The 14,439-nt window shown below is 35.6% G+C and carries 16 protein-coding genes and 1 pseudogene; 5 read left to right on the top strand and 12 right to left on the bottom strand.

Going from position 1 to position 14,439, the window contains the following annotated elements; all coding sequences use genetic code 11:
• Positions 1–5: 5 nt before the first annotated feature.
• Entirely contained in the window at positions 6–1,184 is a 1,179-nt protein-coding gene (nhaA, locus tag H5J24_RS13545) for a Na+/H+ antiporter NhaA (RefSeq protein WP_068942738.1), read from the top strand.
• On the opposite strand, the gene H5J24_RS13550 is transcribed toward nhaA, so the two are convergent.
• Positions 1,181–2,194, bottom strand: a complete 1,014-nt coding sequence (locus H5J24_RS13550; RefSeq protein WP_068942737.1) for a YihY/virulence factor BrkB family protein — start codon at positions 2,192–2,194, stop codon at positions 1,181–1,183. The genes nhaA and H5J24_RS13550 overlap by 4 nt on opposite strands.
• Positions 2,195–2,445: 251 nt before the next feature.
• Positions 2,446–2,895, bottom strand: a complete 450-nt coding sequence (locus tag H5J24_RS13555) for a DUF1569 domain-containing protein (protein ID WP_068942736.1) — start codon at positions 2,893–2,895, stop codon at positions 2,446–2,448.
• Positions 2,896–3,012: 117 nt separating this feature from the next.
• Between H5J24_RS13555 and H5J24_RS13560 the strand changes: the two genes are divergently transcribed.
• From H5J24_RS13560 to H5J24_RS13570, 3 genes and pseudogenes are all read left to right on the top strand, one after another.
• Complete coding sequence (locus H5J24_RS13560; RefSeq protein WP_232815586.1) at positions 3,013–3,168, top strand: hypothetical protein; 156 nt, start codon at positions 3,013–3,015, stop codon at positions 3,166–3,168.
• Positions 3,165–4,001, top strand: a complete 837-nt coding sequence (locus H5J24_RS13565) for a GlxA family transcriptional regulator (protein ID WP_232815587.1) — start codon at positions 3,165–3,167, stop codon at positions 3,999–4,001. Before H5J24_RS13560 ends, H5J24_RS13565 begins: the two co-directional genes overlap by 4 nt.
• Before the next feature lie 111 nt (positions 4,002–4,112).
• Positions 4,113–4,585, top strand: a pseudogene (locus H5J24_RS13570) (23S rRNA (pseudouridine(1915)-N(3))-methyltransferase RlmH).
• Positions 4,586–4,620: 35 nt separating this feature from the next.
• On the opposite strand, the gene H5J24_RS13575 reads toward H5J24_RS13570, so the two are convergent.
• The 4 genes from H5J24_RS13575 to H5J24_RS13590 form a co-directional block, all read right to left on the bottom strand.
• Complete coding sequence (locus H5J24_RS13575; protein WP_068942733.1) at positions 4,621–5,076, bottom strand: tRNA (cytidine(34)-2'-O)-methyltransferase; 456 nt, start codon at positions 5,074–5,076, stop codon at positions 4,621–4,623.
• 126 nt (positions 5,077–5,202) lie between these two features.
• Positions 5,203–6,015 carry a tetratricopeptide repeat protein gene (locus H5J24_RS13580; RefSeq protein WP_068942732.1) on the bottom strand — a complete coding sequence of 271 codons (813 nt, stop codon included), beginning with the start codon at positions 6,013–6,015 and terminating at the stop codon, positions 5,203–5,205.
• Positions 6,012–6,578, bottom strand: coding sequence for a phosphatase PAP2 family protein (locus H5J24_RS13585; protein WP_068942731.1), 567 nt, complete (start codon positions 6,576–6,578; stop codon positions 6,012–6,014). The genes H5J24_RS13580 and H5J24_RS13585 overlap by 4 nt, the downstream gene beginning before the upstream one ends.
• Before the next feature lie 3 nt (positions 6,579–6,581).
• Positions 6,582–6,920: a Sec-independent protein translocase subunit TatA/TatB gene (locus H5J24_RS13590; protein WP_066698189.1), complete on the bottom strand. Its 339-nt coding sequence runs from the start codon at positions 6,918–6,920 to the stop codon at positions 6,582–6,584.
• A gap of 399 nt (positions 6,921–7,319) precedes the next feature.
• Between H5J24_RS13590 and H5J24_RS13595 the strand changes: the two genes are divergently transcribed.
• Positions 7,320–8,264 carry a hypothetical protein gene (locus H5J24_RS13595; RefSeq protein WP_068942730.1) on the top strand — a complete coding sequence of 315 codons (945 nt, stop codon included), beginning with the start codon at positions 7,320–7,322 and terminating at the stop codon, positions 8,262–8,264.
• An 86-nt stretch (positions 8,265–8,350) separates the two neighbouring features.
• Here H5J24_RS13595 and H5J24_RS13600 read toward each other — a convergent pair whose 3' ends face one another.
• The 6 genes from H5J24_RS13600 to H5J24_RS13625 all read right to left on the bottom strand — a co-directional run bounded on the left by H5J24_RS13600 (position 8,351) and on the right by H5J24_RS13625 (position 14,098).
• A complete protein-coding gene (locus H5J24_RS13600; RefSeq protein ID WP_068942729.1) occupies positions 8,351–9,151 on the bottom strand; it encodes an arylamine N-acetyltransferase family protein in 801 nt (266 codons plus the stop codon).
• A gap of 335 nt (positions 9,152–9,486) precedes the next feature.
• The gene (locus tag H5J24_RS13605; protein WP_068942728.1) at positions 9,487–9,879 is read right to left on the bottom strand and encodes a RidA family protein; all 393 of its coding nucleotides are present in this window, start codon (positions 9,877–9,879) and stop codon (positions 9,487–9,489) included.
• An 80-nt stretch (positions 9,880–9,959) separates the two neighbouring features.
• Positions 9,960–10,649, bottom strand: coding sequence for a helix-turn-helix transcriptional regulator (locus H5J24_RS13610; protein WP_068942727.1), 690 nt, complete (start codon positions 10,647–10,649; stop codon positions 9,960–9,962).
• Positions 10,650–10,671: 22 nt separating this feature from the next.
• A complete protein-coding gene (locus tag H5J24_RS13615) occupies positions 10,672–11,937 on the bottom strand; it encodes a TCR/Tet family MFS transporter (protein ID WP_232815588.1) in 1,266 nt (421 codons plus the stop codon).
• 226 nt (positions 11,938–12,163) lie between these two features.
• Positions 12,164–13,435 (bottom strand): hypothetical protein, encoded by a 1,272-nt coding sequence (locus H5J24_RS13620; protein ID WP_141395661.1) that lies wholly within the window; start codon positions 13,433–13,435, stop codon positions 12,164–12,166.
• Positions 13,436–13,525: 90 nt separating this feature from the next.
• Entirely contained in the window at positions 13,526–14,098 is a 573-nt protein-coding gene (locus tag H5J24_RS13625; RefSeq protein ID WP_068942724.1) for a hypothetical protein, read from the bottom strand.
• Positions 14,099–14,439 lie beyond the last annotated feature (341 nt).

Consider the following 14,439-nt stretch of genomic DNA (forward strand, 5'->3'; position numbering starts at 1 on the left):
TAAACATGAATTTATCACTTTATTTTAAAAAATTTTTCAACAACAGTCAAGCCTCAGGAATCATTCTTATTTTCTGTGTGCTTATTTCATTACTTATTGCTAACTCTTCTCTTGCGGGAAGCTTTCAGAGCTTTTTAGACAAAGAAGCAGGAACTCACCTGTTTGGGCTGGAATACCCTGTCAGTATCTGGATCAATGATGGTTTGATGGCTGTATTCTTTCTTTTGGTAGGTCTGGAAATTAAACGAGAGCTTGTAGAGGGTGAGCTTTCTTCTTTCAAGAATGCTTCATTACCTATTTTTGCAGCAGTGGGCGGCATGCTTGTACCTGCCGTTATTTACAGTATTTTCAATTCCGGAACAGAATACAGCAATGGCTGGGGAATTCCGATGGCTACTGATATTGCTTTTTCTTTGGCTATTATTTCGATGCTGGGCAAGAAAATCCCTAATTCTATTAAGATATTTCTGGCTGCATTAGCCATTGTAGATGATCTTGGGGCCATCCTTGTCATTGCAATTTTTTATACTGAACAGATCCACTGGAGCTATCTTCTACTCTCTTTTGGAGTAACTGCTCTGTTGTTTATTTTAAATTTTTTAAAAGTTACCAAAACAATATTTTATATCATTCCGGGATTATTTTTATGGTACTTCCTGCATCATTCCGGAATTCACGCCACCATAGCCGGAGTTTTATTGGCATTTTCAATTCCTACCAACGCTTCCAATGTAGAAATTTCACCATTAGAAAAATTGGAACACCAGCTCCACGTTCCTGTAAGCTTTTTAATCATGCCTGTTTTTGCTTTAACAAATACCAATATTACTTTTTCAAGTGAAATGGTAGCAGGGGTTACAAGCACGCTAGGATTGGGAATTATCTGCGGATTGATTCTTGGTAAGCTCATCGGAATTAACTTATTCTCTTTGCTAGCCATTAAATTAAAACTCAGCTCTCTGCCACAAAACAGCAACTGGACTCAAATGATCGGGGTAGGTTTATTGGCCGGAATCGGATTTACAATGTCCATTTTTATTGCTCTCTTATCATTTAAAGGAGAGATCGTGATACAGGATGAAGCTAAGTTTGCCATCCTGATCGCTTCTTTTGTTGCGGCCATTCTAGGATTTATAATTTTAAGTATAAGTTCTAAAGGAAATATGGAACCGGAAGAAGATTAATTCTTTTTCTGGTTTTCCAGATTTCTCCGGTGTTGTTCATCACTCTCAAGATCAGGCTCTGTAACATGAGTATGATAATGAATGGTTTCTTTTTGAATTTCATCTGACAACAGTTTCTCTATTCTGAGTTTTCTGATTGCCATATTCAGTTCGTTTCCAAAGAGTAAAAGATATACATTTACATTCACCCACACCATCAGCAGGATCATACTTCCAATGGAGCCATAAAGAACGTTATAGCGGGCAATATCTTTTACATAAATAGCGAAAATATAGGTAGTGGCCAGAAATAAGATTGTGGTAAGGATCGCACCCGGAATTGCCTGTCTGAATCTTGTAATTTTCACAGTTCCCAACCAATAAAATAAGGTTAAAAGGATAAAATAGAACAAGGGAAAAGAAACAAAACCAATGATACTGGAAAGGTTATCCACCAGCCAGGATACGTCATAAGCAGGAGTAAAAAGCTTCATTACTACCTCTACATAATACACTCCGAAAAGCGTTAAAAACACCATCGTTATAAAACCTATGGTTATAAAGAATGAAAGGATGAATTCCTTTACATCACTGAGTTTTTCTTCTGTATTTTCATTAAACCCGTTAATCAGCGAGAAAGTACCATTGGTTGCAAAAATGAGTGCCAGTACAATGGTCAGATTACTGATCCCTTTCATATTCGGGATAATATTGGTCTCTATATACCCTCTCACGTCACCTTCCATATTGGATGGGAAAACATTATGCATCAGTACATCAAAAATATAGAACTGCAGCTTGTCATAATGCGGCATATAAGGCAATACCGAAAGTAAGAACAGAATAAAAGGAAACAAACTCATAGTAAAGCTCCATGAAATAGCAGCTGCTTTTCGTCCAATTTTACCTTTGAAAATCCCGGAGATATAGATCTGAAACATCTGCCAAAGCGATATTCCCAAAACAGGAATATGGATGTTATCAAAAAACTCCTGAACCTTCAGGATAAATCTGGGAACTTGTACACTCATCTATTGCAGCAATTTTGTGATTAGTCAAAAGATCAAATATCCAGTTTCCCCAATGATGAGCTTTTTAGATATTTTCACTGTCTCTCATACAAATATAAACATTTTCCCTCTCCTGCTTCTCACTGTAAATTATATAGAATTGAGACTTATAAACATTTACCCTCAAAATTCTAATCATTTCCCTTTTATAGATATGGGCATTTCCCCATTAACAGCTAAGTAATAAATTAATTAAAATTTTTTCCCAGCCGTTATACATCAAATTGTCTCAAATGATGATCCATATGTTTATACACAAAAATACCAATTTCACCTTTGGTCATCCTTCCAAAGAAATCATGAACAAAACCAGGGTTAGAATAATTCTCATAGGCCGCAATCTGATTCAACCAAACATTTTTCAGATATTCAACATTCCCTTCCTGTTCTTTTATTGTAAAAATACCTGCCGGAGCATTTTTCCCTAAGGGTTTATCATTTTTAACCGTTTTTCTCAAAACCATTCTTCCAAAAATTTTTCCTAAAAAACCCTGTTTATATACATAATTTCCGTTTCCAAGGATCCAGTCATTCCATGCTGTACAATGTTTTACCATTTGATAGAGGTTCATTTTTCCCCATTGTGCGGTATTCTTTTGAGAAAGTGAATCAATCCTGTTGATAAGTTCTTCTCTTGTTGGGTGATCAAATATTGTTTTCATAATGAATTTTTTTGTAAAATTATTACAGTTCAGAAAGACCTTCACTACGCAAAAATGACATTCAACAGTGTATTTTGTGCCAAAATTTATGTAATTTTAAAACACTAATAAACTGATATGAAACACATTTCCATTGTATTATATGAAAATGTAATGTGTACAGCAGTCTCCAACACCATTGCATTGCTTACAAGCGCCAATGATACTGCGCTTAGAAATCATAGGTCTGCTCTTTTTCGGATAGAATTTATTGGAACTGAGAAAAAGAAGTGAAAACCCATCACCCCATACAGTTTCAATGTTCAAAAACCATATCGGATGAGTTTAAAACCGATGTAATTATTATCCCTCCTTATAGTATCACATCATCACAACAGGCAGATGTATTATTAGCTGAAAACAATCCACTTCTGGAATGGATCATAGAAAAGTATCATCAAAAAGCTGAAATCATCAGTTTATGCACGGGTGCATATTTTTTAGCAGAATGTGGACTCCTGAACGGTATGCCTGCCACTTCGCACTGGGGTGTTATGGAAGACCTGCAGAAAAAATATCCCTTGATAGACTTTAAACCGGATCATGTTGTTACCCACTCCAAAGCCATCATTACAGGCGGCGGCGGGTTCTCCTCTTTAAATGCCCTGCTTTATTTTATAGAAAAGAATTCCACTAAGGAAATCGCGGTGGAGCTCAGCAAATATTATGCGCTAGACTATGGCCGTACATCACAGAATATTTTCAGTATTTTCTCAGGACAGCGCCTTCATGATGATCATGAAATTCATCAGGCTCAAAATTATATTGAAAAAGGATTTAAAACTGATATTTCTGTAGAGCAGATCGCGGAACAAGTCAACATGAGCAAGCGGAATTTTATCCGCAGATTTAAAAATGCCACTACATTGAATCCTATAGAATATATTCAGCGGGTGAAGGTAGAGGCTGCCAAAAAAGCACTGGAGTCAGGAGAATCCAATATTGCCGATATTACTTACAGCATTGGTTATAATGACCTGAAAACATTCAGAACTTTATTTAAACGAATGACTGGTCTTACTCCCATTGATTACAAAAACAAGTATAAGGGCAATTTAATTGATTAAAATGAAAAAGAATAACATCATTATCATCTTCCAACAGCCAATCTGAAGCATTTATTCTTAAATTTCAACCGTTAAAAAATCACTATCTTTGCCGACTGAAAATTTTTATCAATGCGAATCAGTTTACTTTGTATCGGCAAAACAGACGATAAGGAAATTACATCTTTGATTAATTATTACCTTAACCGCCTTCCCAAGCACTGGAATTTTGAAATTACTGAGATTCCCGATGTGAAAAATGCCAAAAACCTTTCATCTGATCTTCTTAAAAAGAGGAAGCCAAGCTTTTTCTTAATCATATTGATAAAAATGATCTTGTGGTTATCCTGGACGAAAAGGGAAAACAGTTTACCAGCCGTGAATTTTCTCAGAAAATTGATACATGGATGAATTCTTCCGTCAAAAAAGTACATATCCTGATTGGAGGAGCTTACGGTTTTTCAGAAGACATGTATAGCAGAGCCAATGAAAAGATGTCATTATCTAAAATGACTTTTACCCATCAGATGATCCGTTTGTTTATTGTGGAACAGCTTTACCGTGCAGATCAGATTCTTCAGGGAAAGCCTTATCATAATGATTAAAAGTCACTTTTATAAAAATTACCGTCAATAACAGATTACCTTTTTAATCCTATTTGTCTTTTTGCTTCTCCTACAACAAAAGCAACGGAGTTGGCAATATTAAAGCTTCGGATTAATTTTGACATCGGAATGGTTAAATGGTGCTCAAATTCATTTAAAACTTCTTCACTCAACCCAACACTTTCCTTTCCGAAAACCAGCCAGTCACCATCCTGAAAATCATTTTCCAGATATGATTTCTCAGCATGAGAACTCATTAGAAAAACACGTGACGGATCAGGAATACTTTTTATCCATTCTTCAACATTGGCATATTCAGTGACATCAAGATGCACCCAATAATCCAATCCGGAACGTTTCAGGTTTTTATCATTAATTACAAATCCAAAAGGATGAACTAAGTGCAATCTACATTCAGTCCCTACACACAAGCGTCCGATATTTCCTGTATTATTAGGAATTTCAGGTTCTACTAAAACGACATTTAACATGGATATTTTTTATATAAATGAAAAACAGCCAAAGGTAAGCATATAGCCCTATTCAGCTGTTTTTTATGATGATTAATAATGGATACAAGACTCATCTATCTAGTTAAGCCCTTGATGGATCTTATATTATTTTTTAACACATTTGGTGTAATATTCTGCTAATATAGCTTTCTCATACCCTAAACTAACAGCTTTATCAAGGTTTTCACAGGCTTCTTTGGGTTTTGCTGTATTAAATAAGACCATAGCCTTAGTTACATAAGATTGCGCAAATTTCGGGTCGATAGAAATGGCTTTACTAATGTCAGCAAGCGCCTCCTTATTTTTTTTCATTTTCAAATAAACATCTGCTCTTCCGTTATACAGCAATGATTCAGGTTTTTCAGCAAGAAGTTTATTGTAATCTTTCAATGCATCTTCCAGTTCACCATGATTTTTTTTCAGATTGGCCAATCCGGTTTTGGCAAAAATATTATCCGGTTCAAAACTCAGGATATGATTGAGGTCTGCTTTTGCCAGTTCTTTGTTGTCCTGACTGTCATAGATCTTAGAACGTGTCAGATATAAATCGACACTTTTCTCATCTACCTTAAGCCCTTTTTCAATATACTCCAACGCTTTCTTCTTATCTCCCTTCTGACTGGATAACGAAGCAAGATTTTCATAAATAGAAACTGACAACGGATTATTTTTTAAAGCCTTATCATAAGATTTAAAAGCGAGTTCGGTCTTTCCTAACCTTCTTTGAGCGGTTCCCAGATAGTTATAATATTCAGCTTGAATTTTCCGGATCTGTTCCTTCTCTGCCAATTTAGAATATTGTTCCTCAGCACATTTATAATCTGCTTTTTTAAAACATTCTTCAGCCATTTTTTTATCCTGTGCAAAGGCATGTAAAGAGAAACTAAGGGATACTAAAAGTAATAAAGATTTTTTCATGAAGTTATATTTTGTTTGTTGATCACTTTTCTGGCGAGTGCACCAAATATCACTCCCAATAAAGATCCAACAAACGCCCCCACCAAAATATCAATTGGAAAATGCACTCCTAAATAGATTCGGCTGTAGGAAACTACTATAGCCCATACAAATATAGCGTAAGGAAACCATCTAAGTTTATTTTTAAGCAAAATACTTAAAAAAGAGGCTAAAAAGAATGTATTGGACGCATGTGCAGAATAAAATCCAAACTGTCCGCCACATTTCACAATTCTCATATAATGCTCTAAACTGGGATCATGGCAGGGCCTTAACCTTGCCACCCCATATTTGAATACGCTTGCCAACTGATCTGAAACCGTTGCTCCAAGCGCTAAAAATATAAGAATAAAAACTAAAGATTTTAGTTTATAATTTTTGTATAAAAAATAAAGGAATATAATATAAAGCGGTACCCAGATCCAGGTACTGGATATCAGCATCCAAAACTGATCAAAGGCAGGATCGCCCAGATTATTAAGATATAGAAATACCTGCTTATCTTCCTGAATAATTTCCTCCATACATTATCTGCTTACAGGCCCTTCGTAGGTTTCGTCATCGGCAGGCTTTGGTTTTGGAGGTTCTTGAGTGGTAGAAGCAGGTTCTGTAAGAATATCTTTTTCAATATCTTTCATCGGATTAAAATCTTTGGCAGCATCTTTTACTTTCTCAATTTCACGCTTAATCTCAGAAACAGGGTTATCCGTCTCTTTCATGATTTCCGTTTTAATATCTTCCACTGCACCACGCATTTTTCTAACACCTGCACCCAAGTCACGTGCAATCTGAGGCAGTTTATCCGGTCCGAATAATACAACGATTGCCACTGCAATCAATGCCATTTCTCCAATGCTTAATTCCATGCTGTAAAATTACGAAAGATTATACATTTATTTACTGTAAACTAAAAATTTAAACAAATTTTAAGATTTTGACTCAGAAGCAGTTTAATGTTCAAGGTTTATTACTCAAGGTTTACAGCATAAACGACTCATTCATTGAATGTTTTGAATTTAAAGTTTAAGGTTTAATGTTTGAGGTTATGTCCCTTTCAATAAATTCTATTCCCAATTTATTCTCCCTTGTCTATCATCTCTCCGTCTATTATCTATCATCTATCATCTTCCCCACCGTTCATCTTTTCCGAATATAATCACAGAAAAAGACAAATTTACCCAAATTAACAAATAATTAATTCAAAACTTTGAGAATTACATATCATTTAACTATATTTACTACACACAACCTAAATCAAATACATTATGAAAAAATTAGTTACTGCCTTTAAATTTCTGGCCGTATTTTCGGTACTTACACTCAACAGCTGTAGTGATGAGAATAACGAAATTACTAAACAGGAAACAGTCCAAGCCAAAATCACTACTACTGATTTACAAAAAGAAACCACTTCTATCTCACAAGCTGTTCCAGGTCCTGTACAGGCTCAGCTAGATGAATCACAAAAAAGCCTTGAAAAATACCTGAAAAGTGATTTACAGATTGCCGGCGTGAAGGTGATTGGGCAAATTTCAACTCAAAAAGGAATTGAAATTTCAAAAAATCTTATTGCAGATAAAGACCAATTTATTGCTATAGGAAACCTTATGGATCTTTCTACCGTAAAATTGGGAAGAATTGGCGACCTATATGTAGGCGATGACCTCAGCACTGCCCAAACCGGATTAAGAGAAATGGTGACTGAAGACATAAAAACAGGCACCAACGTTATGGAAATAATCTGGAGTAATAAAAATGGAAAATTCACCAGCCTTTGTTTCTATAATGATTCAGGAATTATCTGGGATAATGTTCTTGGAGGATTGATCATGATGGATACCAGAAGTACTGTAGAAAATTCTAATGCAAGCGCTGCTAAAGTAGTTTCTAAATGGTATAAAGAATGGTGGACCGCCAAGTGGCTTTGGGGATCTAAAAGAGGTGAAATGGGATATCAGATCACCATATATTATACTGGTTCATCTGTATCTAATACAGATGTTAATGATTGGTCTAACATCAGCTTAGGAAAAGCAAAAAGTGAAAGTAAGGTTACCAAAAGAACAGGCGCTTATGGGCAATGCCAATATGCATTAGGACTTTGTACGCCAACCGGATCTTTAAGCTTTAATGCCAGCAAATTCTCAGTATCCTTCTCCGGATTAGGAAGTAATATGGTAGCGAATGGCACAAAATCACTCTATCCTTAGTTTCATAGAATACAAAATTTTCAAAATGATAAAGGGAAGTCTGGTAACAGCTTCCCTTTATTAATATGATATAATAAAATGATAATTTATTTTATCTTTTTTTGTTTTAAGAGCTCCACTGCGTTTTCTTTCAATCCAAAAACATCCTTTACTATTTGGAAAAGCTGAGCATCACTTTCGATAGAAACAGATTCTTTTCCACCAGTTCTTTTTCTGATATTCAAAGTATCATTACTGAATGTATACCTTGCATTTTCATCAACTTTTGAAAAAACCAGATTTCTTTTAAAATTAGATTCGGGGTGAGTGGACAGGTACCAATTACAGATCTCAAGGTCAAGAGGCTCTACACTTTCCAGCTTAAAACGATATACAGGCAGCCATTTTTCTCTCCAGGTCCAAAGTATATAGTCCCCATTCTTCCGCGATATTTTAAATTGTTCGTTAGGAGTTTCCTGCGGTTCTTCTTCATTCAGGAGCAAAGGACTGGTCAAAGTAGCGGTTCCAAAACCGCAGTCAACAAGATATTGCTGCCCTTCCCATTCTACAATCAGCAACAAATGGGTTTTAGCTGCAGTGCTGTTTTCATCTTTTCTCCATAACACTCTACCCAGCTGCAATTCTACTTTAAAACCAAGGTATTTCAGGACTTCACTCAAAAGCAGGTTTTGTTCGTAGCAATATCCACCTCTGAATTCAACTACGAGCTTCTGAAAAATATTTTCCAAATCCAATGACGGAACGCTTCCTGTATACGAGTCTATATTTTCAAAAGGGATATATTCAGGATGCAGCTGATGGATTTTTTTTAAAGTCTCCATGTTGGTGCTCAAATCTCCTGAATAATGAATTCTTTCAAGGTATTTTCCTAATTTTAAATCATCCATGTTTTTTATTTTAAGATTTTCAGAAAAAAGCTGTTGAATACTAAATTTTATAAGGATACTAAAAAAGTCACATAACAATGTATTAAAGATACTTACGGTTTTGTTTTACAATATGCATATAGTAAATATACAAAATTATTACGGCCTAAATTCTAATGTAACCAAGGTAGAAAATTAGATATTTGCCTTCAGCTTTACTCCAAGTAATAGTTTTTTCTGTGATAAATTGTATGAAAAAACAAGCCATACAGATTGTTTTTATAAAATGATTTTTTATTAATCAATTGCTTCATTCTGTAAGGCTTGCCAGAAAAACACTTCTCTTACATTGATTGTTACTTTACAACCGTAGCCTCTAATTCTACAGTTAAAGTTGCAAAAAGTCCTTTAACTTCAAGCAATGTTGCAGCCTGTTTAATACCGTACTTTTGAATGAAAGGAACATAAATATCCATACAAGTTGTAAAAAAATCCTGTGTTGACGTAGTGTAAACATTCAGTCTTACGATGTTCTTACATTCATAACCTGCTTCATTTATCAATTGCTCAAGATTTTGAATAGTTTGGATAAGCTGTGAACGCATATCAGCTGTACTGGGTGCTCCGTTTTCGTTAATGGCAACTTGCCCCGAACAATACAACGTTCCTGTTACATTTGTCACTTCTACAGCTTGTGCTGAATTTGTTTGTTCGCCCCATTTCCAAGGGTCAATTACTCGTTTTTCCATTTTTAAATTGTCTTATTTTTTAAACTTAGACAAAGTTAAAATGGAGTTGTGACAGCCCTATGTCAAGGGTATAAAATGGGTTAATGATATTTATCGAAATATTCTTGTAAAGTCATTTTATGTGGGGCAAATTTGTCTGTAAGCACTTCCATTTTCTGCATTCTGTCTAAACGGAAAAAGCGAAATTCTTGCCGTAGATGACAGTAGGCAATTAATAACCAATTTTCGGTACTTAATAATGCAAACGGCTCAGTAATCCGGTTTGTAATCTCGTTTTGTTCGTTGATATATTCAATTTTTGTGAGGCAAAAATTTGTTATCGCAAATTGTAAGTCAGATAAGTTATTGCTATTTCGTTCTCTATTGAGATTTTGGTCAAATCGGGTTCTCTCGGAAAGCAAATTAGCATTTTCTTTTATGCGGTATCTCAAAACTGATTTTATTTTTTCAATAGCTTCTGAATACTCTTTAATAAAGGAAGTATCTTTGTTTTTGAGAACTAATTGTTCCGCCATAATCAAAGCATTGGCTTGGGCTTCGGTAAACATTACAGGAGGAACACTATATCCTTCCATTAGCGTATACCCCTTTCCATCTTCAGTTAAAATCGGAACTCCTGCCTGTTCCAAAGTTCTGATATCCCTGTAAATTGTCCGGACACTAACATTAAATTTATCCGCAAGGCTTGTAGCGGTCAAAAGACGTTTGGTCTGCAACTGTATTAGTATTGCAGTGAGTCGTGAGATTCGCTTTATATCAGTATCATTCATCTTTTTTGTTGAAAACTAAATGTCAACACAACTTGCCAAGCCCATTCACATTAAGCAAATAAGTGTTGTTAAATCTTTCTTTTTTATTAAAAGCAGAATAAGTAATAACCACACTAATAGCCATTAAAATAAATGCCAGGAAAAACGGTGCTCCTGAAAACTTAAACGGTGCTTCATCATGCGTGAAGAAATAGAACAGATTGGTCATCATTGGAGGACCAATAATTGAAGTAGCACTCATCAAACTGGTTAACGCTCCCTGAAGTTCACCCTGCTCATTGGAAGGTACACTTTTCGTAATCACTGACTGTAGTGCAGGTCCGCAAATTCCGCCTAGACAGTATGGAACTAAAAAGGCAAACATCATCCAGCCTTCTGAAGCAAAAGCAAATAATAGCAATCCTACCGCGTACATAGCCAGGCCATAATAAATACTTTTCTGCTCTCCCAGTCTTGGCGTAGTCCACCTGATTAAAAGCCCCTGTACCAATCCTACAAGCAATCCTACAACTCCTAATGAGATCCCTACCATTCTTTCCGTCCAGTTGAATTTATACATGGTAAAGAAACTCCAGTTACTCTGTACAGCATGTCCTGCAATATAAATCAGGATCAAAGCAGTAATAAGCCCTGAAATTTCCGGGTGTTTTCCTAAAAATTTAAAAGATCCCACGGGATTTGCACGCTTCCAGTCAAACTCTCGTCTCTTGTCTTTATCCAAACTTTCGGGAAGAATGAAGTAGCCATAAAGGAAATTAAGAAGACATAACCCTGCCGCTGCATAGAAAGGGACTCTTGCTCCATAATGGCCTAAAACACCACCCAGAACCGGTCCTATAATGAATCCCAGACCAAAAGCAGCACCAATCAATCCAAAGTTTTTTGCCCGGTCTTCATCTGTTGAAATGTCTGCAATATAAGCACTCGCTGTGGTAACACTTGCCCCGGTAATACCCGCAATAACTCTTCCCAGAAACAGCCACCAAATACTAGGTGCTAATGCAAGAAAAATATAATCTACGGCAAATCCGAAAAGCGAGATCAGAATAACAGGTCTTCGTCCATATTTATCACTCAGATTTCCGACCAGTGGAGAGAATATAAATTGTGTAAATGCATAGGCAAATCCCAGCCAGCCTCCATATTTTGCGGCCTCACTGATATCTGCATGAATCAATTCTTCTATTAATTTTGGAACAACAGGAATAATGATTCCCCATCCTGTAATATCAATCAGTAAAGTAATAAATATAAAGCCTATAGCTGCTTTTTTCTTTGAATTTTCCATGATGGTGCAAAATTAATCAAATCTTAAAAATAATGATTCTAAATTGTAAGATATTAAAGAAGTATAATACTGACTCACAGAATCCTATTAAAAAACATATGGTTTTTGTATTATTTCCAACAACTCCAACCAAAGAAGATTAAAAAATTCGGCAATCATAAAACAAAAAGGCCTGATTTCAAATGAATATGAAACAGGCCTTTTTACGATTAAATAATATATCGTATTAGTTACTATTAGGTTTTGCAGTAATCATACGGTTGGTTATGATACATGTGATAAGACAGCTTTTCTTCAAAGTAACTTTCACCACATTGCTGTATTGATAAGCTGTAACATTTCCATTAAGGGTTGATCTTACGCCACGGCGGTAATAAGTAGTCTGAGCAACAGCCGGTGCATCATATGTTACAGCAGTAGCATTGGTGACATTTGTAAATGTTACATTATCTGTTGAACTCTGCCATTGATATTCTGCATTTCCGGTTACCTGCGCAGCTGCACTAACAGTAAACGCTGCCGGATCAGGATTAATATCCAGACAAACCGTTTGATCTGTTCCAATAGTTCCGGGACTGTTCACTGCATTTACAAATAACCGGCCTACATTAGAAGTAGCCTGGAATGCACAGGTGTAAAAACTTGAATTAGCAACCACTCTATACTGATTATTGTTAAAACCTACAGGAATATTATTGATATTGAGTGTAGAGCTGGTAACATTACTGTAGTTGCTGTTATTTGTCAAATTCGTCCATACACCACCACTCAGCACCTGCCATTGGTAAGTAACATTAGCCGGTGTTTCATCAATATCTGTATTGCTGATAACAGCCGTCATAGTGGTAGATCCACCTACAGGAACAGTTCTGTCTGAAGGTTGAGACAGATAAGTCATTGGATCTATATAATATTCTGAGAGGATATTATAAACCTTCATTTCATTGAAAGTAAAGCCAATTCCAAAATCTGAATAAGATAATCTTATTTCGTCCCATGCAACAGTTGGCATTACTTTAATAATCTTTCGGCTCTGACTGTCTCCAAAATCAAAGAAAAAATGTCCTCCAACCGGAGTTGAATACACTTCCTGTCCATTATTAAAAAACCTGAAACTAGCATCATTGAAGCTGGCATTAAAGTTAAAACCTTCAGAAGAGAAGTCTATGTATACAGGTTTATTAGCAGGAAAATCACTTCCGGTAGTTCCCACACTGATATAAATAGGACATATCCCTGCTCCGATGCCAGGTTTAAGGGAAGCATATGAATTCACATCTATATCAGTCATATTACTGGCGTTAGCCGCTACAGCTCCTACTTTCAAACAAGGAGGAAGAAAAGTAATAAAATTAGCATATTGGGCAGAAGTATTAGTATCTAATAACCTTCCACAACCACCCATAGGTAAAGAAACCATTTCCTGAGATATCATTTTACCTGACATCAGGAAACATAATGCCATAAGGGCATAACGTAGTATTGAATTTGTTTTCATCATTAATAATTTTAAGCGTTTAATTGTACACGAAATAATACTCATCCTCAATGAAGGATGATGACGATAATGACTGTAAGTTTCTTAAAACTATTTGATTACAAATACAATATTAACGAATGAGCACGCCGTAGCCGTTCCTACTACATCATAACGTAGGATACCATTAGCATCAATACTTACATTCTTTAAAACACTGCCGTCAAAGTCTGTTACATAATAATACAGATCAGTAGCATTCACGAAGAACGGAATGGCCGCAGGAGCTCCGGTACTGGTGACTTTCGGGGTTGAAAATTGTGTTTTATACAATTGATACAGGTCCAATGTTCTCCCTGTCCCTAAAGTAGAAGTATCAATACTGATGGAAGGCATGTAGAAGAATTTAACAATGTTTCCACTGATAGGAACCCAATTGGGTGCGGAAGGTGTTCCGATGTTTTGGGCTAAGGCCTGCCTTTTCAGGTCATACACTAATAGACCATTTGCTGGAGTGGCCACTGTGGTAAGATCAGAAATTCTAGGGATTAGTACTCCTTTATTGGAGCCAGTAACATCTAAAGTAGAACTTTTATCAGGATTGGCAGTGCCTATTCCTATCTGTGCGGTAATAATGCTGCCAGCACACAGTGCCGCAGCAACGAATAATTTTTCGAATTTCATATTTGTTTTGTTTTATGTAAATATATAATAATTTATTACATAATTCAATATTTTATTGAATTTTTACAACAAAACAAATGTTTATATAGAACATTCAAAAAAAAACACGTATTATTAGGATATTCCACGAAATTTTTAATCTCAGAAGTTTGATTTATTTAGAAATAAGTCTCTTTTATGCTAAAATTTGTCGTTTTTAAAGTGTAAAAATGTTCGAAAAATGCACACATTGGGAAAACTAACAAGAAAAAATAATAAACAATGAGTAATGCTGTCTACAAAAATAATTATTACCTCAGAACAAATTCGTAACCATCTCATTCTGAAGAACCATAACAACA

Source organism: Chryseobacterium capnotolerans (genome assembly GCF_021278965.1).
Classification (GTDB): Bacteria; Bacteroidota; Bacteroidia; order Flavobacteriales; family Weeksellaceae; genus Chryseobacterium; species Chryseobacterium capnotolerans.

What these genes read in the sequence shown, in the direction of transcription:
- H5J24_RS13615 (WP_232815588.1), bottom strand. Translation starts at nt 11,937, where the DNA reads ATGGAAAATTCAAAGAAAAAAGCAGCTATAGGCTTTATATTTATTACT.
- H5J24_RS13605 (WP_068942728.1), bottom strand. Translation starts at nt 9,879, where the DNA reads ATGGAAAAACGAGTAATTGACCCTTGGAAATGGGGCGAACAAACAAAT.
- H5J24_RS13600 (WP_068942729.1), bottom strand. Translation starts at nt 9,151, where the DNA reads ATGGATGATTTAAAATTAGGAAAATACCTTGAAAGAATTCATTATTCA.
- H5J24_RS13575 (WP_068942733.1), bottom strand. Translation starts at nt 5,076, where the DNA reads ATGTTAAATGTCGTTTTAGTAGAACCTGAAATTCCTAATAATACAGGA.
- H5J24_RS13590 (WP_066698189.1), bottom strand. Translation starts at nt 6,920, where the DNA reads ATGGAATTAAGCATTGGAGAAATGGCATTGATTGCAGTGGCAATCGTT.
- nhaA (WP_068942738.1), top strand. Translation starts at nt 6, where the DNA reads ATGAATTTATCACTTTATTTTAAAAAATTTTTCAACAACAGTCAAGCC.
- H5J24_RS13595 (WP_068942730.1), top strand. Translation starts at nt 7,320, where the DNA reads ATGAAAAAATTAGTTACTGCCTTTAAATTTCTGGCCGTATTTTCGGTA.
- H5J24_RS13560 (WP_232815586.1), top strand. Translation starts at nt 3,013, where the DNA reads ATGAAACACATTTCCATTGTATTATATGAAAATGTAATGTGTACAGCA.
- H5J24_RS13580 (WP_068942732.1), bottom strand. Translation starts at nt 6,015, where the DNA reads ATGAAAAAATCTTTATTACTTTTAGTATCCCTTAGTTTCTCTTTACAT.
- H5J24_RS13550 (WP_068942737.1), bottom strand. Translation starts at nt 2,194, where the DNA reads ATGAGTGTACAAGTTCCCAGATTTATCCTGAAGGTTCAGGAGTTTTTT.
- H5J24_RS13555 (WP_068942736.1), bottom strand. Translation starts at nt 2,895, where the DNA reads ATGAAAACAATATTTGATCACCCAACAAGAGAAGAACTTATCAACAGG.
- H5J24_RS13585 (WP_068942731.1), bottom strand. Translation starts at nt 6,578, where the DNA reads ATGGAGGAAATTATTCAGGAAGATAAGCAGGTATTTCTATATCTTAAT.
- H5J24_RS13610 (WP_068942727.1), bottom strand. Translation starts at nt 10,649, where the DNA reads ATGAATGATACTGATATAAAGCGAATCTCACGACTCACTGCAATACTA.
- H5J24_RS13625 (WP_068942724.1), bottom strand. Translation starts at nt 14,098, where the DNA reads ATGAAATTCGAAAAATTATTCGTTGCTGCGGCACTGTGTGCTGGCAGC.
- H5J24_RS13620 (WP_141395661.1), bottom strand. Translation starts at nt 13,435, where the DNA reads ATGAAAACAAATTCAATACTACGTTATGCCCTTATGGCATTATGTTTC.